Annotated in this window: 13 protein-coding genes; all 13 read left to right on the top strand. The window is 58.7% G+C overall.

The window, feature by feature from the left end:
* The first annotated feature begins 46 nt into the window (after positions 1–46).
* Positions 47–1054 carry a GPR endopeptidase gene (gpr, locus tag E6C55_RS23210; protein WP_136372208.1) on the top strand — a complete coding sequence of 336 codons (1008 nt, stop codon included), beginning with the start codon at positions 47–49 and terminating at the stop codon, positions 1052–1054.
* A gap of 231 nt (positions 1055–1285) precedes the next feature.
* The gene (locus tag E6C55_RS23205; protein ID WP_136372207.1) at positions 1286–3154 is read left to right on the top strand and encodes a cache domain-containing sensor histidine kinase; all 1869 of its coding nucleotides are present in this window, start codon (positions 1286–1288) and stop codon (positions 3152–3154) included.
* Between the two features lie 12 nt (positions 3155–3166).
* Positions 3167–4687, top strand: coding sequence for a response regulator (locus E6C55_RS23200; RefSeq protein ID WP_136372206.1), 1521 nt, complete (start codon positions 3167–3169; stop codon positions 4685–4687).
* Positions 4688–4827: 140 nt separating this feature from the next.
* Complete coding sequence (locus E6C55_RS23195; RefSeq protein ID WP_136372205.1) at positions 4828–5706, top strand: carbohydrate ABC transporter permease; 879 nt, start codon at positions 4828–4830, stop codon at positions 5704–5706.
* Between the two features lies 1 nt (position 5707).
* Entirely contained in the window at positions 5708–6535 is an 828-nt protein-coding gene (locus E6C55_RS23190) for a carbohydrate ABC transporter permease (protein ID WP_136372204.1), read from the top strand.
* A 109-nt stretch (positions 6536–6644) separates the two neighbouring features.
* Positions 6645–7712, top strand: coding sequence for a LacI family DNA-binding transcriptional regulator (locus E6C55_RS23185; protein ID WP_136372203.1), 1068 nt, complete (start codon positions 6645–6647; stop codon positions 7710–7712).
* 294 nt (positions 7713–8006) lie between these two features.
* Complete coding sequence (locus E6C55_RS23180) at positions 8007–9893, top strand: cache domain-containing sensor histidine kinase (protein ID WP_136372202.1); 1887 nt, start codon at positions 8007–8009, stop codon at positions 9891–9893.
* On the top strand, positions 9874–11487 hold the full coding sequence (locus E6C55_RS23175) for a helix-turn-helix domain-containing protein (RefSeq protein WP_136372201.1): 1614 nt from the start codon (positions 9874–9876) through the stop codon (positions 11485–11487). Before E6C55_RS23180 ends, E6C55_RS23175 begins: the two co-directional genes overlap by 20 nt.
* Positions 11488–11593: 106 nt before the next feature.
* On the top strand, positions 11594–13003 hold the full coding sequence (locus tag E6C55_RS23170; protein ID WP_136372200.1) for an extracellular solute-binding protein: 1410 nt from the start codon (positions 11594–11596) through the stop codon (positions 13001–13003).
* 61 nt (positions 13004–13064) lie between these two features.
* Positions 13065–13934, top strand: coding sequence for a carbohydrate ABC transporter permease (locus E6C55_RS23165; RefSeq protein ID WP_136372199.1), 870 nt, complete (start codon positions 13065–13067; stop codon positions 13932–13934).
* 5 nt (positions 13935–13939) lie between these two features.
* Positions 13940–15253, top strand: a complete 1314-nt coding sequence (locus tag E6C55_RS23160; protein ID WP_136372198.1) for a carbohydrate ABC transporter permease — start codon at positions 13940–13942, stop codon at positions 15251–15253.
* A gap of 45 nt (positions 15254–15298) precedes the next feature.
* Complete coding sequence (locus E6C55_RS23155; protein WP_136372197.1) at positions 15299–21499, top strand: S-layer homology domain-containing protein; 6201 nt, start codon at positions 15299–15301, stop codon at positions 21497–21499.
* Complete coding sequence (dgoD, locus tag E6C55_RS23150) at positions 21496–22614, top strand: galactonate dehydratase (protein WP_136372196.1); 1119 nt, start codon at positions 21496–21498, stop codon at positions 22612–22614. Before E6C55_RS23155 ends, dgoD begins: the two co-directional genes overlap by 4 nt.
* The last annotated feature ends 1 nt before the right edge of the window (position 22615 follow it).

Raw genomic sequence — 22615 nt, 5'->3', positions numbered from 1 at the left:
ATACCGCTTCCGTCCGCAATACAGTTTTCGATGAAGGAGCGAGACGATGAACGAGCATGAGCTTGATTTAAGCGAATACGAGGTCCAGATCGACCTGGCGGTGGAAGCCAGGGAGCTGGCGGGTTCGCCGGACAGTCCGATCCCCGGCGTCTGGTCGGAGACGGACAAGAGCGGCGGCATTGCCGTGACCCGGATGCACATCCAGACGGACGAGGGCGCGCAGGCCATTGGGAAAATGAAGGGGCACTACGTGACGCTCGAGGTGCCGCTGCTTCGCAACGGGGATACCGATCTGCAGGACAAGGTGGCGACGACGTTCGCGAAGGAGTTCGAGAGCTTCCTGCAGCGCATCGGCATCAGCCGGACGGCGAGCGTGTTCGTCGTCGGGCTGGGCAACTGGAACGTCACGCCCGACGCTCTCGGCCCGCTGGTCGTCGAGAACATTATGGTGACGCGCCAGTTCTTCGAGCTGATGCCCGACCAGGTGAGCGAGGGGTACCGGCCGGTCAGCGCGGTCGCTCCAGGCGTGCTCGGGACGACGGGCATCGAGTCGAGCGACATCGTGCAGGGAATTGTAGAGAAGGCTAAGCCCGAGCTCGTCATTGCGATTGACGCGCTCGCGGCCCGGTCGCTCGAGAGGGTCAATACGACGATCCAGATCGCCGACACCGGCATTCATCCGGGCTCCGGCATCGGCAACAAGCGCAAGGGGCTCACGCAGGACATTCTCGGCGTCCCCTGCATCGCCATCGGCGTGCCGACGGTCGTCTACGCTTCGACGATTGTGAACAACACGATGGACCTCGTGCTGCAGCACATGGAGAAGCATACGCCCAACACCGACAAGCTGTTCGGCGTGTTCGGCACGATGGAGGGCAACGAGCGGCTGCAGCTCGTGAAGGAAGTGCTCGAGCCGATGGGCCACAACCTGCTCGTGACGCCGAAGGAGATCGACAAGTTCATGGAGGACACCGCGAACGTCATCGCCAGCGGGCTGAACGCGGCCTTGCACGAGGCGGTCGACACGGACAACGTCGCGGCTTACACGCACTAGCCCCGCGCGCCTGCTGACGATCCGGCAGACGGTCTTCCCGGCTTCTCGCCCGTTCCCGGCCCTTCGTCCGAAGGGCCGGATCGGTGCGCGGAGGCGAGGATGACGGATAGGTCTGGACAGAGACTAAACTACTGTTTGTTAGCATAACAATATGTGAGTATAATGAATGGGGGAAACTACGAGGCGGCTGACGGGCCGTCTATTGCCGTTGGGGCGGGAAGGGACGACCGGATGAGACGAGGGAAGAGGAACTGGCCGAAGCGGCTGCGGCCGGCCAATCGCATGGAAGGCAAGCTGCTGATCGTATTTCTGTTCTTGATCATTCTCCCGATCGGGATTCTCAGCTACATATCCGCGGAGCGCTATTCGAATTCGATCGAGAACAATACGATTACGTACGCGTCGCAGTTGACCGACAAGATGATGGACAAGCTGGACGATTACCTTCAGGACATGAAGAAGATCTCGATTATTCCTTCCTATCTGGACGAGATCAAGGAAGGGCTCAAGATGTCGAATCGCTACTACGGAGGAGAAGCCGCCGGGGGCGGCACCGCCATTCCGGATTCCACGACCATTCTCCCGAGCGAGCAGCAGCAATCCATCGACATCCAGAAGAAGATCGGCAGCAGCATTTATTTTCTGAACAATATCAAGAGCGGCACCAACACGATCTACCTGTTCGACAACAACGGGCACGTCTATTACGCGGCCAAGAACCTCAGCATCCGCTCCGACCTGCAGACGGTCTATGCGGAATGGAACAAGCGGGCGAGCGCTGCGTTCGGGACTCCGGTCCTCGTCAGCACCCAGGAGGTGTCGCAGCCGGTGGTCGGGAAGAAGTACGTGTTCACCGTCGTGCGGGAGATTATCGATTCCTCCAATTACGAGACGCTTGGCATGATCGCCGTCGATGCGAACATCGGCGTGATCGAGAATATCGTGAAGGACTTGGATTCGACGACGCAGGGAACGACGCTGATCGTCGACCAGGAAGGCAAGGTCATCTACGACAGCGAGATGAAGTACGTGGCGCAGAGCTTGCCGAGAAGCGATCTGCTCGCCATGGCGGACGGGCAGCAGGGCAGCTTCCACTCGACCCAGAACGGTCAGCGCGTGCTGACGATCTACAAGCAGTCGGAGACGACGGGCTGGCGGGTGCTCATTACGATTCCGGAGAGCCATCTGCAGAAGGACGCGGTGCGAACACGCAACTTCACGGTTCTGATCGCCCTGGTCATCATGAGCTTCGCGCTGCTGATCTCGCTTGTTATCGCGTTCGCGATCACACGGCCGCTGCGCTCCCTCGTCAAGCTGATGAAGGAGGTTCAGAGCGGGAATATGGACGTCGTCTTCCCGGTCGTGCGCAGGGATGAGGCGGGGCTCGTCGGGAGCGCCTTCAACCGGATGATCGACCGGATCAAGACGCTGATCTCGGACATTTATGCGATCGAGCAGCGGAAGAAGGAGGCCGAGCTGCAGTCGCTCCAGCATCAGATCAACCCGCACTTCATCTATAATACGCTGGAATCGATCCGCATGACGGCCGTGCTGAACGACGACTCCGAGGTCGGCGACATGGCGGAGCTGCTCGGGAAGCTGCTTCGCTACAGCATTCACGCAGGCACGGACATCGTTCCGATCCGGCGGGAATGGGAGCATCTGACGATGTATATCGAGCTGCTGAACTACCGGTACGGGGCGAACCGCTTCGAGCTGGAGTTGCCGCCCGAGGAGACGACCGGGGAGCTTCAGGTCATGAAGCTGCTGTTCCAGCCGATCGTCGAGAACGCGGTCTACCACGGGTTCGACGAGGCGAAGGGGCACATGCGAATCGCGATTGAATGCCGGTTCGAAGGGACAGATGTGCTCTTCGTCGTTCGCGACGACGGGGTAGGCATGGGCGAGGGGGAATTGCAGCGGCTCTCGGCTTCCCTGAAGGAACCGCCGGAGCAGTGGGACGGCCGGGGAATCGGCCTGCGCAACATCCACGAGCGACTCCGGCTTCGGTACGGGGAGAAGTACGGCTTGACCGTGCAGAGCGAACAAGGAAGCGGGACAAGCGTTATCGTTAGGTTCCCGAACAAGACAAATTCCTAAGGAGGAGAAGCCATGATTCATATTGCCGTCGTGGACGACGAGGAGAGAATCCGGCTTGGGCTTGCCAAGCTGATCGAGCAGTGCGGGGAAGCCTACAAGGTGGTCGGCTGCTTCGCAAGCGGCCAGGAGCTGCTCGCCGAGCTGGGCCGGCTTGCGATCGACCTGATCGTGACCGATATCAAGATGCCGCAGATGAACGGTCTGCAATTGATCGAGAAGGTGCAGCAGCGCAAGCCCAAGATCAAATTCGCGATCGTCAGCGGCTTCAACGACTTCAGCTTCGCCAGGCAAGCGATTCGCCAAGGGGTGGAAGACTATCTGCTCAAGCCGGTCGACCGGAAGGAGCTGGCGGAATTGCTCAGCCGAATCAAGAACAATCTCGAGCTTGAGAGGTACCGCAAGGCGGTCGCGATCGACGAGCACATCCGTCTGCTGCTGCGCAACGACCTGCGCAAGCTGCCCGAGCATATGATCCAGGGAGCGACAAGGGACCTCGGCCAGACAAGCCTGCTGCGGGAGCACTTCGCGGTGCTTGCGGTGCGCACCGAGCCGGAGCTGCCTGCCGAGCAGGTGGAAGGGTATCTTGCGCATTGGAGCCGGGAGTTCCGGCTGATCGCATGGGAGCCGCGCCAAGCGGTCATTCTCGCGTCGATCGGACAGCACGACCACTATGACACGGTTCGCGAGCTCGGGCTTACGCTTATGCGTCATTTTCCCCCGGGGGTGGCCGTTCGGATCGGCATGAGCGACATCCATCAAGGCGCGCTGCGGCTCAGGGAAGCTTATCTGGAGGCGGAAGCGAGCGTGCAGTTCTGCTGGTACGACAAGGGAATTCGGGCGACCGCGCTGCATTCGTCGAGCAAACGAACCGCCGCCGAGTGCGGGTACCATCCGGCGAAGCTGCTCGACAAGGAGCTGCGGCCGGCGCTTCAGGTGCTTGACTTCGCCCGGGCGGATGCGGTTATCGAGGAATGGCTCGGCGAGCTGCAGGGAAGCCGTCCGGCATGGCCGGCGCTGGCGGAAGGCTGCGGGCATCTGTTCGAGCTTATCGACGAGGAGAAGCAAGAGCGCCAAGGGGGAACCGGCGAGCTGACGGAGCAGCAGATCAAGCTGGCGCCGGCGCTGTTCCCGGACTGGCCGGCGTTCCGCGCCGCCCTGCAGACCGCCGCCCGCGAGCAGCTCGGGGAACTGAAGAACATGCGTCAGGAGAACCGGGTGGTCGAGACCGTCAAGACCTATATTCAAGGCCATTACATCGAAGAACTGGAGCTTCAGCGATTGGCTGACATTGTCTTTTTAACTCCGAGTTATTTGAGCAAACTGTTCAAGACGGCAACGGGAGAGACGATCACGGATTACGTCATCTCGGTGCGGATCGAGAAGGCCAAGGAGACGCTCTCGAAGCATCCCGAGATGAAGACGTACGAGGTCGGAGAGCGGGTCGGCTATTCGGACCCGGCCTACTTCAACAAGGTGTTCAAGAAGGTCACAGGCTTCACGCCGAAGGAATATCGAGATCGAGTTAGGTTGTAGTTATCCAAATCAAAGACAACGAAAACAAACATAGAACCTTAAAATGCATAACGAATTCGGCTATAATTACTGTAAGCGATTTCCTGTGGTGGCAAGCTCGCGCGCACAAATTAAACCGAACAACGGAAGATGGGGTGTCTATGTTCAACCTAAGCTACAAAGCTCAACGGTACCTGATTTTATTCGGTTTCCTTACGATTCCGGTGCTGTTATCCTTGACGTTCTCGTATTACCCGGCGCTGTCCCTTCTGTATTACAGCTTCACGGATTGGACGGGGCTCGGCTGGGACATGAATTGGGTCGGCTTCGACAATTACAAGGAGATCTTCACCCGGTCCGACATCTTCGGCGCGTTCAAGAACAACGCCTACTACTTCGTCGGCGGCCTGCTCCAGACCGCGCTCGCCTTGTTCTTCGCCGTCATTCTGACGAGCCGGCTGAAGGGGCGCAACGGCTTCCGCGCGATTCTGTTCCTGCCGTACGTCCTGCACAGCGTCGCCATCGTCATCATGTTCAAGAACGTGTACCATGCGGAATACGGCTCCCTGAACATCCTGCTCGACTCGATCGGGCTGACGAGCTGGCAGCAATCGTGGCTCGGCAATCCGAACATCGTCAACTTCTCGCTGGCGTTCATCTCCATCTGGAAGTACTTCGGGCTCAGCATGGTCATCTTCATCGGCGCGCTGCAGTCGATTCCCTCGGATATCTACGAGGCGGCCAAGATCGACGGAGCGTCCGGCTGGCAATCGTTCCGCTTCATCACCGTTCCGAGCATCCGCTCGGTTATCGAGCTGATGATGATTCTGACGCTCACCGGCGCGCTCGAGGCGTTCGACATTCCGTACATCATGATGCTCGGCGCCAACGGCACGAACACGTTCGTCTCCACGACGGTCGACATGGCGTTCAAGTTCCAGAAGGCCGGCCTCGCGTCCGCGATGTCCATCGTGCTGCTGCTGATCGTCGCCATCGTGATCGTGGTGCAACGCAAACTGCTGTTCCGGGAGGGCAAATAAGATGGAACGTACGAACAAAGCCTGGACGGCCGCCAAATACTTCTTCCTGCTGATCGCGATGTTCGTTGTCTTCTTCCCGATCTACTCGGTCGTCATCGGCGCCTTCAAGACGCAGATCGAGTACTACCAATCGGGCATGGCGCTTCCGAACGACTGGCTGAACTTCGACAACTTCAAGCGCGTGTTCGAGGTCGGCCAGCTCGGCCTCGGCTTCAAGAACATTCTGATCATCCTCGTCATCTCCGTCGCGGGCAACGTCGTGTTCGGCACGATGGTCGCCTATGCGCTCGGCCGCTTCGACTTCAAGCTGCGCAAGCCGATCATGGGCATGTACCTGGTCGCACAGATCATTCCGATGATCACGACGCAGGTCGCCACGTTCAGCGTCATCAAGTACCTCGGCGCTTACGACAGCATGGCGGCTCCGATTCTGCTGTACCTCGGCGCGGACGTGCTGCAGATCGTCATCTACCTGCAGTTCGTCAACAGCATCCCGCGCGATCTCGACGAGAGCGCGATGATTGAGGGCGCTTCGCTGTTCAAGATCTACCGCTCGATCATCTTCCCGCTGCTCGCTCCGGCGACGGCGACGCTGATCATCATGAAGACGATCAACATCTACAACGACTTCTACACAGCGTACCTGTACATGCCGAGCAAGGAGCTGAAGGTTGTCTCGACGGCGATCTATTCCTTCATCGGGCCGAACGCCGCCCAGCTCAACGTCATCTCGGCGGGCATTCTGATCATCTTCATCCCGACCGTCGTCATCTTCCTGTTCCTGCAGCGCTTCATCTTCGCGGGCGTCACGAACGGCGCGGTCAAGTGACCCGATAACGCAAGCCGGATCCGACTATTCCCTAACAGAATCGAGTGTGTTATGATAACAGATAATTTGTTATCGCCATTCGCACTGCGAGGGAAGGTCGGCTTATTCTATGTCCAGAAAAGTAACCATGCAGCAAATAGCGGACCATGTCGGAGTATCGAAGTTCGCCGTATCCAAGGCGCTCGCCGGCAAATCCGGCGTCAGCGCGGACACGAGGGAGCGAATTATCGGCGCCGCTACCCAGCTCGGCTACTTCGTGCAGAAGAAAGCTCGTCCCGCCGGCGCCCGTCCTGCCGCACAGGCTTCCGCGAAGGCGCAGCGGGACACGATTATCGTCCTTATTCCGAACGTCCGTTATCAGAATCGCCACTCCTTCTATTGGGGGAGAATTATCGACGGCATTACGAGCGGCCTTGAGCAGCATCAGATCGGCATCATGATCGTGACCGAGCATATTACCGACAACTTCGCCAAGCTGATCAACCCGGACGGCGTGCTCGGGCTGATCGGCGTCGGGCTTATCTCCAACCAACTGCTGCTCGAGATCCGCAACCTCGGCATCCCGTTCGTGATGGTCGATCACGAGGACCCGCTTATTCCGTCGGACTCCCTCTTCATGAACAACTTCGAATGCATGCGGCGGGTGACGAATTATTTGCTCGGCAACGGCCATGAGAAGCTGCAGTTCGTCGGCAACATCCGCTACTCGAAGAGCTTCTCCGACCGTTGGCTCGGCTATCGTTCGATGATGGAGGAGATGCAGGTCGAGCTGCACCAGTGGCCGGAGCTGCTCTCGTTCGAAGGCGAGAACCGCTCGGAGATTACCGAGACGGTCGAAGCGATCCTGCAGCGCCGGCTTGCGGCGGACGGGCTGCCGACCTCGTTCGTCTGCGCGAACGACTCGATCGCCCTGTGCGTCATGACGGCGCTGATGAAGCTCGGCGTCGACATTCCCGGGCAGTGCACGGTCACGGGCTTCGACAATATCGACGACGCCGCGCTCTGCAAGCCGACGCTCAGCACCGTGCACGTCAACAAGGAGGCGCTCGGCCAGCGCGCGGTCGAGACGCTGCTCTGGCGCATCGAGCACCCCGACAGCCCGAAGGAGAAGATCCTGCTCGCCGGCGACTTCGTCCTGCGCGAATCGACGGCCCCGGCGTCGTCCGCTTCCGTATAAATCGCGATAACTGCAGCGTCGGACGACGCCGAGCTGCTGGATGCCGTCGAGCGAATCACACGAACCGTTCGGATGGGGCGGAGCTTCACCTGCCATCCCAACTGCAAAGAACCGCCAGGGGCGACTTTCCCTGGCGGTTCTCTGTATTGGACGAGCCAAGCCGCAGTTTCTGTCCCTAGCCATGTTCATATTTTCATACATATCCATGAAGATATTCATACTGGAGGCGGCAACCAATGTTGATATAATAGGACCAAGCTCCGAAATCTTCTAGGCAGGTCAGGGTGAATCGAAATGAAAGCGTTAACAATATGGACTGCTCTGCGTCGTTACGTCCAACGTTCCATTTATCGTAAAATACTGCTATCGTTCTTTTTTATTATTTTCCTGACGATTACGGTTCTCGTCGCGAACTTTTATTCTCGTACCGCGGGGGATTTGAGGCGGCAGTCGATCGAGACGACGGAACGGCTGACGCAGCAATCGGCGGATACGCTGGGCTTGTATTTGAACAATGTGCGGAATTTTGCCTGGAGCTACTTCGGAGACAAGGATTTTCAGGGGTTTGTGCTTGGGCTGGGAAGCGACCCCGTCGCTTATAGCGACTACACCGGCAAGTTCAATCAGTTCGCGCAAGACAATCCGATCGTCACCGAGATCGTCGTGAGTCAGCTTGACGGGTTCAGCTTGAGGGCGGGATCGTCGACGGCGATCACCTCTCAGGAGGAGAGGGAACGCCTGGAGGGGCTGGCGAGCGAGGAGAACGGCAAGGGGGCGTGGCAGTCGAGCCAGACGTACGATCGTCAATCCGGGACGATGGTCAACACGCTTACGTTTGTACAGGCGGTGCGCAATATTTCGTCTTACTCTCCGGGCCCGATCATCGGCGTCATGACGTACGAACTGTCCTATTCCTTCCTGCAGCAATGGCTTGGCGAGGCGGCGGGCGGCGGGACGAGCCAATTCTATATTATCGATTGGGAGAACGGCAATGTCGTTTATTCGGAGCAGCAAGCCATGATCAATCAGCCGATGCTGGACGACTCCGAGATCGCGGACGTACACGGGAGCGCGACTGCTGGCTACTTCTATTCCCGAGCGCGAATAGGCGGCGAAGCGAGCGAAGGCTTGGCGCTTGTCGCCTACAAGAAGCTGCCGGGCACGAGCTGGATGCTCGTCTCCTGGTCGTCGGTTCAATCGCTGCAGCAGCCGGTCAACGATTTTACGAAGCGCACGTTGATTCTCGGCTGCCTGTGCTTCCTGGTGGCGATCGCCTTGGCCGGCGTGATCGCCAGACGCATCGTGATTCCGCTGAAGGAGCTGAATCGCGGGCTCAAGGCGATCGAGTACGGCAACTATGGCGTCAATCTGCCGATTCGCAGTCAGGACGAGGTTGGTTATCTGAGCACCTCCTTCAACCGCATGGCCGCGGAGATCAACCGATTGATCCTCAAAGTCTACGAGACGGAGATGGTCAAGAAGGACATGGAGATCAAATCGCTGCAATCGCAGATCAATCCGCATTTTCTATACAATACGCTCGGCATCATCGACAGTCTGGCGACCATGGACGGGAATCGGCGCATCTCCGCGATCAGCCAGTCGCTTGCCCGCATGTTCCGCTACAACATCAGCGGCGGCGATCAGGCGACGCTGGCGGAGGAGATGGAGCAGATCCGCTTGTACCTGTATATCCAACAGGTGCGCTTCGAAGCGCGGCTCGATCATACGGTGTACGTGGAGCCGGGCATCGAGAGCATCCGGATTCCGAAGCTGCTGATTCAGCCTCTGGTCGAGAACTGCATCCAGCATGGCATTCGTCCCAGCCTATCGGGAGGAACGGTGCGGGTCGAAGCGACGATGAACGAAGCGGGCGGCATTCAGATTCAAGTGTGGAACAACGGCTGTCCGATCGATCCCGAGCGGCAGGAGTGGCTGAGCGGGCTGCTTCAGGCCGGGTACAAGTCGGGGCTGGAAGCGGGCGCGTCGGGCGAAGGCGCATCCGGCTTGCCGCGCGAATCGATCGGTCTGCGCAATGTGCAATCTCGCGTGCGGATGGTGTACGGGACGGGCGCGGGGCTTGCGTTCGAGAGCAATCCGGCGACGGGAACGACATTCACATTAACGTTAGGGACAGTTAGCGACGGGGAGGAAGCGGAGCATGAGAATGATCGTGCTTGAAGACGAGCCGATAATACGCCAAGGCCTGATTCACAAAATCCGCAGCGGAGGGCTGCCGATCGAGATTGTGGGCGAAGCGGGCGACGGAATTGCCGGTCTTGAGCTGGTGCGCGCTCTGCAGCCGGATGCGGTGATGACCGATATCGAGATGCCGGGCATGAGCGGTCTTGCATTCATCAGCGAAGCGAGGGCAATCGCCCCGGCGCTGGAATTCGTGATCGTGAGCGGCTACGACAACTTCGACTATGCCCAGCAGGCGATCCGGTACGGCGTGAGCCGTTACTTGCTGAAGCCGCTCGAAGACCAGGAGCTGTACGAGACGCTGTCCGAGCTGGCGGGGAAGCAGGATGCCGGACAAGCGCTGGAGCGGTATTACCGCGAGCTGCGGACGCTTGAAGCATCGAGCCGCGAGGCGTTGCGCCAGCAGGAGCTGACGCAATTCCTTCAGGGAGAGGATGCCGCGATCGCCGACGAGAGGCTGCAGGCGCTGGCGGCGCAGAGCGAGCGATTCACCGCCGCCGTGCTGCTGCTCGAGCCGTTCTCCCTGCCGCACGGGTCGTTCTTGGCTGGGGAAGAGGAGCTGCTGTCGTTCGCCATCAAGAACATCGTTACCGAGCAGTTCGAGGTCGGCGGCATTCGCGGCGTGCTTATTCACCATTCGCTGCATCGCCGCGAATTCGTCTACGCGGCCGGATTGTCGGCCGGGCAGGACCGCGCCGCGGTCGGACAAGCGCTGGAGCGAATCCTGTACGGCATTCGCAGCTACTTGAAGCTGCAGGCGACTGCCGGCATCGGTTCGCTCGTCGGCTCCCTGCCGCGCATCGGCGAAGCTTACCACGAGGCGAAGCAGGCGGCGCGCGGCGCCGTCCTGCACGGCGCGGGACGTTACTACCTCTACGACGACAAGGCGCGGCTGCCGAATCGCAAGTCGATTCTCGGAGACGAGGACCGAACGCTCGTGTCCGCCTGGCTGGAGCGCCGCGAAGCGGACAAGCTGCATCGCTGGATCGACCGGCGCATCGGCGCCGTCGCACAGGACCCGGCATCGGTGTATGTGCAGCTCGCCTGGTTCGTTCAAGATCTGTTCCTGCTGTATCACGAATTTATGCTCACGCGGACGGAGGATGTCAGATGGACGCTTGGCGAGATGAACGATGTGGAGCAATCGCTGGAGCGGATGAGCGAATGGCGCGACGCGGCGGAGCTGCTGAAGCGGTTGACCGACAACGTGATCGGTTATTTGTCGCATAGCGGCACGCTCGCCGACCGCGACATGATGGAGGCGATCCGCGGCTATATCGATGTTCATTATGGCGAGGCGCTGTCATTGCAATCCATCGCCCAGCAGTTCTACCTGCACCCGAATTACCTGTCCAACCGGTTCAAGGAGAAGTTCGGGGTCAGCTTCGTCGACTACGCGACCGCTGTCCGCATGAAGCAGGCGACAGCGCTGCTGCGGCATACGGGGCTGAAGGTGCATCAGATCGCCGAGCGGGTCGGCTACGACGATCCGGCGTACTTCGGCAGCGTATTCCGCAAGACGTTCGGCATGACGCCGAAGATGTACCGGGAGCATCCGCCGCACGAGTCTTAAGATTTTCATAGTTCGTCATTAAGTTATTCGCTTATCCCGCCGCGCCGGTCGCCCTAAGATAGAAGAGCAAGCAACCACACCGTAATCAAGGGGGACGTACTTGAACATGAATCCAACATCGAAAATGTCGGCAGCCTCCTCGCTGCTGATCCTCTCGCTCGTCGTTACAGCGTGCGGAGGCGGCAACAACGAGGCGCAATCGTCTGTCTCGCCATCCGCATCGCCGTCTGCATCGCCGTCCGCAGCCGATTCGTCATCCGAGTCGCCGGCAGCCGTTGTCGAGATCGTCGCATGGGATAAACCGGCCGCGGATTCTGCCGACAAAGCGTTCGTTGAGCAGCGGCAGGCTGCGTTCGCCGAGCAATACCCGAACATCAAAGTGACGCATGTGCAGCAGACGAGCGGGAAGGAACGCGAGCAGTTTATGACCGCAGTAGCCGGGGGCGAGCAGCCGGATGTGGTCACCGTCGCTTATCCGGATATGGAGACCTATGTCGCGCAGGGCATTCCCGCCGATATTACCGATCTGTGGAACGCTTCCTCGGATAAGGATAACTTCCTGCCTTCCTCGCTGAACGCGGCCACCATCGGCGGCAAAATTTACGGCATTCCCAAAGATATGTATGTGACAGGGCTGCTGTATAACAAGAAGCTGTTCGCGGAGGCGGGGCTGAACCCGGCGGAAGCGCTGAAGGATTGGGACTCCTTCGGGGCGGCGGCGCAGCAATTGACGAACGATGCGAAAAATCAATACGGGTACGCGATTCTGGGCATGGATTGGGCGGACTGGTTCTTCGAGTATTATGTGTGGCAAGCGGGCGGAGACCTGACGGAGCAGCAGTCCGACGGAACGGTCAAGCTGACGTTCACTTCGGATGCGGCCGTGCAAGCGCTGCAGTATTACAAAGATCTGAAGTGGAAGTACAAGGTGACGCAGAAGAATGTCGTGCAGAACATCGATGACAACCAGAAGGACTTCTACACCGGGCACGCGGCATCGACGCCAGGCGGCGCGGACTGGATCGGCAACTTTGCGTCCAAGGGCATGAGTCTTGACGACATCGGCTTCTCGGCGCTTCCTGCGGGTCCGTCCGGCACATCGCCGTCCCAGGTCGGCGGCTCCTATTGGATTCTGAATCCGAAGGCCGACAAGGAGAAGCAGCAAGCGGCCTTCACATATGCCATGTTCCTCTCCTCCAAGGAGACGATCGAGGCGAACTACCAATATGCCAAGGACAACGGGATTTTCCCGAATCCGCTGACGGTTCGCAAAGATGTCGAGGTGTCCCAGTATGTGGACGGCCTGCCTGACGATCTGCTGAAGAGCATCCAGGATGCAACCAAGGAGACGCATCTGGAATACTTCCTGAAGTCTCGCTTAAGCGCGTACGTCGTCCCGGCCGTCCAGAAGGTATTGCTCTCGGAGAATGCCGATCCGAAGACAGAACTGCAGAAGGCGCAAGACCTGGCTCAGACTGAAGTTGCGGACCCGTACAACGCGGAAATTAAAAAATAGCAATCGTCGGGATTCCTCGCCCAGGGGAATCCCGATCATTCCTCTATGGGGCTGAGAATCGATGACAAGACTGATTCGTATCCACTGGTTGCCCGCTCTGTTCCTGCTTCCCTCCATCGCCAGCTACCTGCTGTTCAAATACTATCCGCTGCTGCGCATGGTGTACATCAGCTTCTATCAATACAGCATCGTCAATCCGCCCGGCGTGTTTGTCGGGTTAAGCAACTATTCGCAGTTTCTTCGCTCCGCGACCTTCTGGCAAGCGGTGTCGAATACGTTTATTTTCTTTGCGTTGTATTTGGCGCTGACCTTCTGGGTGCCCATCGTGCAAGCGCTGCTGCTAAGCGAAGTTCGCAAGGGCAACGCGTTCTTCCGCTTCATGTATCAGTTGCCGACGATCATGCCGGTCGTTGCGGGAGTCCTCGTCTGGAAGTGGATGTACAATCCCGACTTCGGCTTGCTGAACTATTGGCTGTCGAAGGTTGGACTCGGGCCATATCTGTGGCTTAACGATCTGCGCATAACGAAGCTGGCCATTGTGCTGCCCAGCTTGTTCGCAGGCTCCGGCATCTCGCTGCTGCTCTATTACTCGGCGATTCGCGCGATTCCAACGGAAATATTGGAAGCGGCAAAGATGGACGGCGCAGGTCCCTGGAGGCGGCTATGGACGATGATGCTGCCGAATATCCGATTCATTATCATCATTCAATTCGTTGCGTTTATGTCCGGCGTGCTGCTGGCCTACGACAATATTTACGTCATGACCCAGGGCGGGCCGGCCGGCAGCACGACGGTGGTGTCGATGCTGGTCGTCAGCACGGCGTTCCAGCAATCCCGATTCGGCATCTCCGGCGCGATGTCGGTGTTTATGTTCGTGATGATCGCGCTGCTCACGATCGTGCAAAACAAATTAACCGTAGCAAAGGATTGAAGCGTATGGCAACTCAACGGATCAAGGAGAAGGGGCAGCGTTCTTTGCGGATAACGGCTTATGCGGTCACCCTTTTCTTCGTCGTCTCGGCGTTGATCCCGGTTCTCTGGATGGCGGTGTCGTCGTTAAAGAACGAAACCGACATTCTGGCTTATCCGCCGAAGTGGCTGCCGAGCGTGCCGCAGTCCGTCAACGTGACGTTGGACTATTCCGGAGCGAGCGAGCAAGACGCCTTGTATTACGAACAGGACGCGATGACGGCGACCTGGTTTCCCTGGATGGCCAACATTCGCGAGAGCATTGGCGAAGTCAAGATTATCGGCGTGAAGGACGGCAAAGTCTTGTACGAGGCGCGAACGATCTCGTCCTCGTTCCTGGTCGGTCAACCGCAGATCGTCCCGTCCACGCTGTTTAACGACACGATGATCCCGCGCAAGCTGCCGCTCATCCGGGAACAGAAGTTGTCCACCTTCGAATGGCACGGCACTTCCGGGAAGGCGGCGTCGACGGTGGCGCGCGTCGACGAAGATCCGCTTGGCGCACGTTTTCACGATTTTTACGCTTCGACGGATTTTGTGCAGGGCCAAGCGACATCGATTCGGGTATCCGACTCCTGGCTGCGCCTGTTTGACAGCTACCGGGCGCTACAATTGATTGCGAAGGATGTAGCGGGGGAACTCGGCTTCTTTACTTACTTCTGGAACAGCTTTGTCGTGACTGTGGCCAGCGTGGCCCTCCAACTGGTCCTCGGAGGATTGGCGGGGTATGCCTTATCCCAGCTCATTACGAACCGTACTTGGCAATTCGTCTGGATCATGTTTTTTCTCGCCACGATCATGATTCCCGATATCTCGCTGCTGCTGCCGCTTTATTTGCTTATGAAGGACTTAGGGCTCGTCAACACGCTGGCCGCCCTCATCCTTCCGCATAGCGCATGGGGGATCGTAATTTTCCTGTTCAAAGGCTACTTCGACCAGTTGTCGCACGAATTGATGCAGGCGGCGCGCGTGGATGGAGCCTCGGAGCTGCGGACATTCGCGCAAATCGTCGTGCCGCTGTCGATACCGGTGTTCACCGTCGTGGCGGTCATGACATCCATCCCCGTCTGGAACGAATTCGTCTGGCCGCTTGTCGTCAACAATTTGCCGGCCAACTGGACGTTTACGGTTGCGCTGAACGATCTGCAGAGCCGCAGCGATGTCAGGATGAACATGGTGATGGCCAGCTCGCTCATCTCCATGCTTCCGATGATGGCCGTGTTCCTCACTTCCCAGAAGTATATCGAGAAGGGCGTCGCATACTCGGGAGTAAAAGGATAGCTCGCTTCGGCAGGACGATAACTTAACTCTGATGGAGGTTAGCATATGATTCATTTGTTGCAGAGGCCGCACCGCTCGATTATTGCCCTCATGCTCATCAGCCTGCTTGTCTCGGTTGCAGGAATAAGCCCGCCGAAGGCATCGGCCGCTTCGGTATCCCAGGTTATATTGGATTTCGACAGCACGGACGGGTGGGAGGCGCACACCGGAGTTGCGGCCGAAGCCGTGGCCGACCCGAAGACGCAAGGGTTGGCGGCTGCCAAGCTGACCTATGATTCCAATTCTGATAACCAGTGGATTCAATACAGCAGGAACGTGGCCATCGATCTCAGCGCGATGGAGACGCTGTCCGTGGACATCTATCCGACTTCCGAGACGGATGGAAGTCAGGAATTGCTCGTCATGAAGCTCATCGATAGCCAGAATCGCAGCTTATATGAATGGATGCCCAAGCTAACCGCTAACCAGTGGAACACAGTGACCCTGCATCCGGGCGACCTGTCCGCGGGCGCGGATGCGAGCAGCTTCGCCCGAATCGAATTTTATTTGAACCGGGACAGCGAGTTATGGGGAGATCGCGACACCGTCACCTATATCCTCGACAATATGACGCTAACTTCCTCCGTCGCGAGCGACACGCCGGATACACTCCTGATCGAAGGGTTCGAGAGTTGGAGCGGCTGGGGCGCGGATGCGGGCGTGACGGCGGAGCAGGTCGGCGCATCGACGGAAGGCGAACATTCCGCCCGCGTGACCTATGACAGGGCAACTGCTGGCGGACGGTGGATTAATTACACGACGACGCTGGACCCCGCCATCAATCTCTCGACGTCAAGCGGGATTCTGCTGGATGTATGGCCCGAGTCCCAGACGACCGGCGATGATGAAGTGCTCGTCATCAAACTGACGGACAGCGCCGGACAGGGACTGTACGAACACTTTATATCGAAGCTGCAGGCGAATCAGTGGAACACGATTACGATTCCAGTGTCGGCCTTCAACGGCTGGGCGGATGCAACGGCTGTGAGAACGATCTCGTTCTATACCGATACCGACGCTCAGGAACCCAGTTGGGAAGGCCGCTCCAGCGTCACGTACAAGCTGGATAACTTGCGGATTGCTCTGCCATCGGCTCCGGTCATGACCGCCGATCCCGCTCCCGGCGTCGTAATCGAAGGAAGCGCGGTAGAGCTGGCCACCGATGTGCCGGATGGAGTTATCTATTATACGATGGACGGCAGCGATCCGCGCTCATCCGCAGCAAGGCAAGCGTATGCGGCTCCAATTGCCATTGACGCGGATAGGACAATTACCGCCGCGGTTGCCCTGTCGGGCGGCGGTTACAGCTTCCTGCATATTTACAAGTACAAGGCGGTTGCTCCCCCGATGGAGGAAGCGCAGGCTTTGTTGCTCGAAGGATTTGAAGATACGAACGGCTGGATCGCGGAGACGGGCATCACAGTCGAGCAAGACAACGACTCGACGGAGGGTCAGCATGCCGTCAGAGTAACCTACAACAAGGTTACCGCAGGCGGGCAATGGATGAATTACACGGCTAAGTTCAATCCGACCATTAACCTGATCTCGGCTCAAGGCATCCTGTTGGATGTCTATCCCGAATCGCAGACGGCGGGGGCGGAGGAGCTCCTCGTTCTGAAGTTGTCGGATCAGCAAGGCAAGGTGTTCTATGAGAGCTTCCTGCCGAGCTTGCCGGCGAATCAGTGGAGCACGGTTACGATTCCGGCAACGGCCTTCCACGGCGAAGCCGCCGATATTACGGCGATGGGCAGCATCTCCTTCTATGCGGATGTTACGCAGAGCAAGTGGGAAGGCCGCTCCAGCGTCACGTACAAGCTGGACAACATGCGAATCGTCTTGCCGTCCGCTCCGCTCATTGCCGCGGACCCCGTCTCCGGCGTCGTCGCCAAGGGAAGCGCGGTTCAACTGACGACCGATGTGCCGGACGGAATCATCTATTACACGACCGACGGCAGCGACCCGCGCGCTTCCGCGGCAAGGCAAGCATATACGGCTCCGATCGCAATCGAGGCAGACATGACGATTACCGCTGCGGTCGCTTCGTCGGAAGACGAATACAGCTTCCTGCATATCTATCGATATAAGGCGAACGCTCCGTTGACGATTCGGATCTCCAGCGACAAGGACGGCAATATTTTTACCCCATCCGATCCTGTTGCCTTCGATATCCAAACCGTGAATCTGCTCGATCAAGAAAGCGTTGTCGACTATACCGTTCAGGCGAAGGACACCCAAGGCAGGACGGTGTACGAGAAGACGCTGCAACGAACGATAGCCGGCAAATCTTCCGACAATATCGCGGAAGAGGTGATGGGCGATCTTAAGTATGGCGGGTACACGCTCACCGTTGCGGCGAGCGTCGCGGATCAGTCGATCTACGAGACGAAGGCAGCCTCGTTCAGCATGGTGATGCCTCTTATTGAGAATCGGGCGGATAGCGTGTTCGGTGTAGAGACTCATTTTGCCTTCGGCAAGGGCGTTCCCGAAGTGAACGTGCCGATAGCGGCGCTGGCTGGCGCGAGGATCGTTCGCGACGATGTGCACTGGTCTCGTGCGGAGAGCGTGAAGGGACAAATCAGCATCCCGGCAAGCTGGGATACCTATGTGGACGAGGAGATCGCCAACGGTATCGAGCCGTTGCTTGTATTGGGTCTGGGCAATCCCTTGTACGATAACGGCGGCATCCCGACTTCCGATGAAGGCATAGCCGCCTTTGTCACCTACGCAACGGCCATTGTCGAACATTATGAAGGCAAAGTAAACTACTTCGAGATCTGGAACGAGCCCAATCTAAGCGCCTCGAAGGAAACGGCGGCGGACTACACCAAGCTATTGCAAGCCGTCTACCCGGCCATCAAGCAGGCCAATTCGGATGCCGTCGTGCTGGGCGGGAGCGTAGCCAGTGTCGACTTGAACTGGATCAGAGGCATGATGATCGCAGGAGCGTACGATTACTTCGACAAACTGTCGATTCACCCCTATACGTGGCCGAACGGCCCGGAAGCTGGGTCGTTGGCGGCCAATCTGCAGGCTGTGGACGATCTGATGAAGCAGTATAACGAGGGAGAATCCAAGCCGCTCTGGGTCTCGGAGATCGGTTGGCCGACGGTCGGCAGCGTAACGGAGCAAGATAGCGCGAATTATCTTGTCCGGTCGTATGCCATCATGCTGGCTTCCGGTATCGTCGAGAAGATTCTCTGGTACGATCTGCAGGACGATGGGGCGGACGTGACGAACGCGGAAGACAAGTTCGGTCTGATTCGTTACCAATACGACAGTCAGACCCCGTACGCGGCGAAGCTGAGCTTCGTGGCGCACAATGCGATGACGAACAAGCTGATCGGTTCCGCGTTCGTCTCGAAGTCAACGCCGGACGCCAACCTGAATCTGTACCGATTCCATCGCAGTGATCTGAACAAGGATGTATGGGTTGTCTGGAACAGGTATGAATCCAAGACGATCGGCCTCGATGTCGGCGGCGCCCCGGACGGCGAATATGTCGTGAGCGATCTGTATGGCAATGCCAAGACGTATCAGGCGGTCAACGGGATTCTCACGGTAGCCGTATCCGACAGCCCGATCTATATTGAAGGCGCCGCCGCGCAGTTCGATGTCGGAACTCCTCTCTTCGCGCTCGCCAAGTCTGCGATCAGCGTAATGGGCGGACGCACTGCCGCGCTCACGATCAATCGGACGGAGGATGCGGCATTGCTGGCGGGCGAGCTGCAGGTTCAGCTCCCCGAAGGATGGACGCTGCTCTCGGATACCGACTTCACCGCCGGAACCGGTCCGCTGGAGGTTCAGTTCTCGGTGCCTTCCGGAGCGGAGAAGAAGCTCTACGAAGTTCCGATTGCAATCGTCTCGCAGAATAACGTAGTAACCGAGCTGTTCGCCCAGGTGCAAGTAGCCGATCCGGCAACGGTCAGTATGACGCCGGAGCCTTCTGCGGTCAATCAGGGAGAATGGACGCTGCAGGTGAAGGTGAGCAATATGACGGAGGAGAGCCTGAGCGGCACGATTACGGTTCTGAAGCCCGATGAAGGCTGGGCTGCCGCAATTCAGCCCGCAGCATTCAGCGATCTGGAGGCCGGACAAAGCCGAATCGTGGCGGTTCCGATCGGCACGCCGGATCAGAAGCTGTACGACATGAAGCTGAAGCTGGAACTGGATAACGGATTCGTAACGGAATATACGAGAGCGACGAGCTTCCTCGCAGCGGCGGCAAGCGAATCGACCATCACCGCAGATGGCAATCTCGGGGAGGAAGAATGGGCGGACAGCATTCCGTTCACATTGAATGACGCCTCGCAGGTGAAGTTTACGGGTACGGAAACATGGCTCGGCCTTGACGATCTGAGCGGAGTCGGCTATCTGAAGTGGGATGCGAACAATCTTTATTTGGCTGTCAACGTAAAGGACGATGTTCATGTGCAGACGAACGCCAATACCGATATATGGAAGGGCGACTCGATTCAATTCGCGTTCGACCTGGGCCGGATCAACGGTGCGGGCAGCTCGGGATATCATGAGATCGGCATGGCGCTGACCGGCAGCGGTCCGCAGGTCTGGAGATGGACGGCGGCGGCCGGGAAGCAGGGGGGACTTATTCCTGCCGCATCGGTGGGAATTGTGCGCGACGATCTGACCGGAGCGACCGATTATGAAGTGAAGATTCCCTGGAGCGAATTGTTGACCGACGGCACTGTTCCGGCGGCGGGCGATCTGTTCGGTTTCTCGCTGCTGATCAATGACGATGACGGTCATGGAAGACGCGGCTGGATCGAGTACATGTCGGGCATAGGCGAATCCAAGAATCCCAATCTGTTCGGGGACCTTGTGCTTGCGCAGTTGCCAGGCACGGACAACGGAACGGATGATGGGACAGACAGCGGCCCGGATAACGGTACGGATAACGGAACAGACGACGGAACGGATAACGGAACAGATAACGGAACAGACAACGGCACGGGTAATGGCACAGACAACGGTACGAGCAACGGCTCGTCGAACGGGTTGTCCGAACAGGAGCAGTCGGTCGACGGGAATACGATCCGCGCAACGGCTCGACCGGATAACGACGGCGCGGTGCATGTGGCCATAAGCGGGACGGCATTCCGGCAAGCGATCGAACAGGCATCCGATCGCACGGTTCATGTGAACGTTCAAGTCGGAGAAGGGACTCGCCGGGCGACAATCGATATTCCTGCTAGTCTTATTAAGGAGGCCGGCGGCAGCATCGATGCTATCGTGATTGACACGGGAATGGCCACCGTCTCGTTTAGTCCGCTCTTGCTGAACTCTGCATCCGCAGACGCCGCGGGCAATCTGCAACTCTCCGTCGCCAGGGTGGAACGGTCAGCTCTCCCGCCCGCTGTGCAGACCAGGCTCGGCGAACACGAGACATTCGACTTCAATCTGAGTCTGAACGGCGAGCCCATCCACGACTTCAAGCCGGATGCCGACATGAAGGCGGGCATCGCCTACACGCTGCGGTCGGGAGAGAATCCGAACAATGCCGTGATCTACGATCTGGACGATGCCGGGAATCTTACGCCTGTCAAGAGCAGCATGTACAATTCGGCCAGGCAACAAATTTGGTTTAAGCCGAAGCACTTCAGCCGATATGCCGTCGGTTACGCGAACGCCGTCTTTGCCGACAGCGGAACATATCCTTGGGCGCAGGCAAGCATTGAAGCGCTGGCAGCGCGGGAGATCGTATCGGGAGTCGGCGACGGAATGTTCCTGCCCGGCAAGACGCTGACCAGGGCCGAATTCCTTGCGATGCTGATGAACGCGTTCGAACAGGGCGATCCGGCATTCGCGGCAACCTTCGCGGATGTACGTCAAGGCGAATGGTACTATGCTGCCGTTGCGGCTGCCGAGCAGCTTGGCATCGTTAACGGCAGAGCCGACGGCGGCTTCGGGATAAACGATCCGGTCACGCGAGAGGACATGGCCGTCATGATTTACCGGGCGGCCGCCGCGTTTGAAGTCGATCTGGGAACGGCGCCGGTTCCGGTCGCGTTCCGGGATCAGGCGGTTATCTCGAAGTATGCGTCCGACGCCGTCGAAGCGTTGAGGCAAGCGGGATTGATTCAAGGGGACGGGGACAACAGGTTCGCGCCGCAGGCAACGTCGACTCGCGCTCAAGCCGCTGTTTTGCTCTACAGGCTGTATAAGCTAACCATGGAGGATCACGACCTATGAGAATTACGCGAATCGAAATTTTCCACCTGCTTCCAAGATTCTCCTTCCTGAAAATGTCGACGGACGAGGGGGTGACCGGTTGGGGCGAAGCCATCGTGGAAGGGCGTTCGCGGACGGTCGAGATGGCGATCAAGGAACTGGAACCGCATCTGATCGGTCAGGACCCGCGGCGAATCGAACATCTGTGGCAGGCCATGTACCGGGGGACGTTCTACCGGGGAGGCCCGATTCTGACAAGCGCGATCAGCGGTCTTGAGCAGGCGATGTGGGACATCCTCGGCAAGTCGCTCGGCGTGCCGGTGTATCAACTGCTCGGCGGCGCCGTGCGCGAGCGAATCCGCATGTATAAGGGAGTCGGCGGCAGCACGCCGGAGGAATCGGCCAGACTGGCCAGGCAGTGGAAGGAGCAGGGCTTCACGATGCTGAAGACAGGCATCGAAGCGATGGCGCACGTGATGGAGTCGCCGGCATGGGTGTCCCGGCAGGTGGAGCGGATCGAAGCGATTCGCGATGCGATCGGACCGGACATCGAGCTGGGCGTCGACTTCCACGGGCGCATCAGTCCGGCTCTCGCCATCCGTCTGGCAAAGGAGCTGGAGCGGTTCCAGCTCGCCTTCATCGAAGAACCTTGCCTGCCCGAGAACGTCGATGCGCTGGCGATGATCGCGCGTTCGACAACGACTCCGCTCGCCACGGGCGAACGGCTGTTCACGAAGTGGGCGTTCCGCGAGGTGCTGGAGAAGCAGGCGGTCGCCATCGTCCAGCCGGATCTCGCCCATTGCGGCGGCATCCTCGAAGGCAAAAAAATCGCCGCGATGGCGGAGCTGTACTATGCGGGCTTCGCCCCGCACAATCCGCTCGGTCCGATCAATCTGGCGGCCAGCCTGCAGTTGTCGGCGAACGTGCCGAACTTCCTGGCCCAGGAGCACGCGGAGCTTGGCGAAGGCTACCTGAAGACGCCGTTTGTCGTCAAGAATGGCTACATGGAGCTGCCGACGGCGCCGGGGCTCGGCATCGAGGTCGACGAGGAAGCGATCAAGGATAAGCTGTACGACGGGGATTGGGATACGCCGCGCTGGTTCCACGCCGATGACGGCTCCGTGGCCGACTGGTAAG

This window comes from Cohnella fermenti (genome assembly GCF_004801405.1).
Lineage (GTDB): Bacteria > Bacillota > Bacilli > Paenibacillales > Paenibacillaceae > Cohnella > Cohnella fermenti.
Note: the sequence above shows the minus strand (reverse complement) of the source record. Positions and strands in the feature narration are given on the sequence as shown.